Annotated in this window: 2 protein-coding genes; both read left to right on the plus strand. The window is 60.6% G+C overall.

Translation table 11 applies throughout. The features are described from left to right. The first annotated feature begins 936 nt into the window (after nt 1-936). On the plus strand, nt 937-2346 hold the full coding sequence (gene guaD / locus GTA51_RS20145) for a guanine deaminase (RefSeq protein WP_160964275.1): 1410 nt from the start codon (nt 937-939) through the stop codon (nt 2344-2346). A gap of 93 nt (nt 2347-2439) precedes the next feature. Next, nucleotides 2440-3171, plus strand: a complete 732-nt coding sequence (locus GTA51_RS20150; RefSeq protein WP_246198260.1) for an antibiotic biosynthesis monooxygenase — start codon at nt 2440-2442, stop codon at nt 3169-3171. Nucleotides 3172-3194: the final 23 nt, after the last annotated feature.

Raw genomic sequence — 3194 nt, forward strand, 5'->3', positions numbered from 1 at the left:
TTTCTAAAACATCATTAATACCGAATGTTTGCGACGACCATTTTCCACCATCCAGAACCCAGCGGGTGATCGTCCAGGCCTCGTTGTCGATGACATCGCAGTGGCCGGCACTGTCTGCGCCCGCGACCGTGCCCGCGCCCGTACCTGCACCGGCCCCTGGGGCGAGTAACAAGCTGCAGACATTGCGCTCGCGCTGTGCACATGCGCGCCCCGCGCCCGCACAGCGGCCGCCTTATTTGGACGTGGCATCTCATGGCACCCGCCCCGCACGTACCCGCCACACCGCTCTCTATATATAGTAGGGTTGCTTGCGGTTAGGGCTGCCCCGCTCCTGCCCCCCACTTCTCGCCGTGCCCAGGGCTTCAGCCAGGATATCCCGGCACTCCGTAGCGCCCTTCACGACCGGCGTGCTTCGTGGTGCGCCCGCAGGCAGCAAAGTCCGCTCAGGCAACCAGACTGATGCCACCTGTGCCCACCCTCGCGCACCGCCCGATCCAAGGTCCGCTGGCTGACGTCAGGGTTCACCCGGGCAAACTCGAACAATGTTGTCATCAGAGTCCCCCACCCGCCTTGTCTCTTTTATCCTTCCCGTTCCTGTCCCCGTCCCAGCCCCTGCCGCCAGCAAGAAGCGCAACGCCAGGATTAGGCCGGCCCGGCGCTCGAGACTGAACGCCCGCCGGCAACACGCCTCACCTTGTCCACCTTCTTCAAAACAGAAACGCACTTGATACAGCCGCTTACGGCCAATCTGACGCATTGAGCGCATATGGTGGCACACTATTCTCGAATAGGGCTTGTCGAACAGTTGGAAACGTGCCAATTTCAGAAATAATAGGCATTTTCTGGGCTCTACTCAAAAGCGCTGTTTGCTTCATACAACAAACGCTTTGTCGCCACAGACACTTGCTGCGACAACATTTTCATGGAGGATTTCATATGCACGGTGCCACTTGCGCGATCCGAGGCACGTTTTTCGATCTGCTTGACGATCCCTGGAAATATTCTGGCAAAGAACACGAGGCGGCCCGGTTTATTGAAGACGGCCTGCTGGTCATCAAAGACGGAATCATCGCGGACTTTGGTCCCTTTGCCGCTGTTTCACCCAAACACCCTGATATTGCGGTCACCCATCTGCCTGACAGGATCATCCTGCCGGGCCTGATCGACGGGCATATCCACTTCCCCCAGGTGCGCGTTCTGGGCGCGTACGGCAACCAACTGCTCGACTGGCTGCAGACCTGGATTTTTAACGAGGAGCTCAAATACCGCGACCGCGACTACGCCCGGGAAGCAGCCAGGCAGTTTTTCGACGCCTTGCTCGCGGCCGGGACCACCACCTGCCTGGCCTTTACCACCAGCAGTCCGGTCTCCTCCGAAGAATTCTTCGACGAAGCCACCCGGCGCAACATGCGCGTCATTTCCGGGCTTACCGGCATCGACCGCTTTGCCCCGGCGGATTTCTGCATCACGCCCGATGATTTCTATACCGAGTCCAAACGCCTGATCGAGCGGTATCACCGCAAAGGGCGCAACCTCTACGCCATCACCCCCCGGTTTGCCGTGGGCTGCACCGGCGAAATGATGGACAGTTGCCGCCGGCTCAAGGAAGAGCACAGCGACTGCTGGGTCAACACCCACATTTCGGAAAACCCCACCGAGGTCCGTTCCGCCAAGGACCATTTCCCCGATTGTTCCGATTATACCCAGGTCCACGAGAAACACGGCCTGTTGGGGCCGAAATTTACAGCCGGCCATGGCATCTGGCTGTCCAACGACGAGATGCGCCGGTTTTCCAAAGCCGGGGCGGCCATTTCCTTTTGTCCGTTGTCCAACCTCTTTCTCGGCAGCGGGTTGTTCCGCCTGGGCCGGGCCAAAGACCCGGACTTCCCGGTGCGCTTATCCGTTGGCAGCGACGTGGGCGGCGGCAACGCCTTTACCCTGATCCGCGTGCTGGAAGAAGCCTATAAGGTTGGCATGTGCAACAACACCATGCTTGACGGGTCGGTCAACCCGCGCGACCAGGATCTGGCCGAGGCTGATCGCAACAAGCTCTCGCCCTACCGGGCCTTTTACCTGGCCACCCTGGGCGGGGCGCATTCCCTGTATCTTGATGACACCCTGGGCAACTTTAATCCCGGCAAAGAAGCGGACTTTGTCGTCATGGACTGGAACGCCGGCCAGTTGGCCATGGCCTGGCACCAGTCCCTGGCCATAAGCGGCTCCGGGCCAAAGACCATTGAGGAGGCGGCACAACTGCTCTTTGGCATCATGACTGTTGGCGACGACCGCAATATCGACGAGACCTGGGTGGCCGGCAACAGGGCTTACAAGAAGGTTCCCCGATAACCACGGGAAGTGGCGCGCGCAGCGGGCCGGGCGTGCAGCTTGCAGCCGGCCTGGTGCTTGGGCGTTGGCAAAAAAGGAGTGGCAACTGTGGATATGCGCGTTTCCCGGGCAACGGCAGTGGTCGTCCAACGCGTCCCTGGTGCAGGGGTCGCCTGGTTTATGCAGTGGCAGCAGGGTGTGACTGCTGCCGCCGAGGCCTTTCCCGGCCACCGCGGCACGGACGTCTATCCGCCACCCGGCGGTCAGGCCGGGGATTGGGTGGCGGTGGTCAATTTTGACGACGAGGCGGGCTTGAAGGCTTGGCTCGATTCACCGGTGCGCCGGCAATGGGTGGAAAAACTGGAAGCCCATATCGGGAAATTCGCGCTCAACGTTTCACCCGCCGGCTTCGGTCCCTGGTTTGCCCACTGTCTGCACGGCCAGGATGCCGCACCGCCGCCTGGCTGGAAGATGGTTCTGGTGGTCCTTTTGGGACTCTACCCCACCGTTATGCTGCTCACACTTTTTCCCGGGCCCTACACCCAGCCCCTGGGGCTGGCCCTCTCCATGCTGATCGGCAATGCCCTGAGCGTATCTGCCCTGCAATGGGCCGTCATGCCCCTGCTCAACCGAATCGTTGGCCCGTGGCTGGCCGCCAACGGCCAGGGCCAGCGGGCGTTTTCCATGGCAGGTACCTGTGTTATTTGCGGGTTGCTGGGTGGGTTGACTTTCTTTTTTTTCAAAGTCAGCTACCCCCGGCAAAGCCGGGGGCATGCAAGGCAGTTAACCGCTCAAAGCGGTGAGAACTGGAGCCGCCTGAAGGCGGCAACCGCTACATCAATTTGAGCTGATCGAGTCTACGGTCTTCA

It is taken from the genome of Solidesulfovibrio aerotolerans (assembly GCF_009856865.1).
Lineage (GTDB): Bacteria > Desulfobacterota > Desulfovibrionia > Desulfovibrionales > Desulfovibrionaceae > Solidesulfovibrio > Solidesulfovibrio aerotolerans.